Here is a 438-nt window from a genome sequence, read left to right as displayed (position 1 = left end):
CTCCGGAGCCGGTGAAGGTCAGGCAGTCGATATCTTCATGTTCGCCGAGCGCCCGGCCGACCTCGGCCCCGCCCGTGACCACCTGCAGCACGCCTGCGGGGATGCCGGCTTCGAGCGCCAGTTCCGCCATGCGCAGCACCACGAGCGACGCTTCCTCGGACGGCTTGACGATCACGGAATTGCCGGTGACCAGTGCCGGTCCCATCTTCCAGGCGCCGATCATCGCCGGCGCGTTCCACGGCAGGATCGCCGCAACGACTCCCAGCGGCGCGCGGGAAATATAGGCTGTAACGTGATCGTCGAGCGCGATCATCTCGTCATAGAGCTTGTCGGCCAGCTCGCCATACCAGCGGATCGTATCGACGGCGAAGCCGGTGTCGAGGTTATAGGCCATCATGATCGGCATGCCCATGTCGAGCGTTTCGGTCACGGCGAGCG

At 65.3% G+C, this 438-nt stretch carries 1 protein-coding gene; it reads right to left on the bottom strand.

Annotated features, from left to right (window positions below):
* A partial coding sequence (locus tag AC1D0P_RS29890; RefSeq protein ID WP_477680044.1) for an aldehyde dehydrogenase family protein occupies positions 1 to 438 on the bottom strand: 438 nt, incomplete at both ends.

It is taken from the genome of Polaromonas sp. P1_G2, from assembly GCF_056405515.1.
This window is presented reverse-complemented; position numbering and strand designations above follow the sequence as displayed.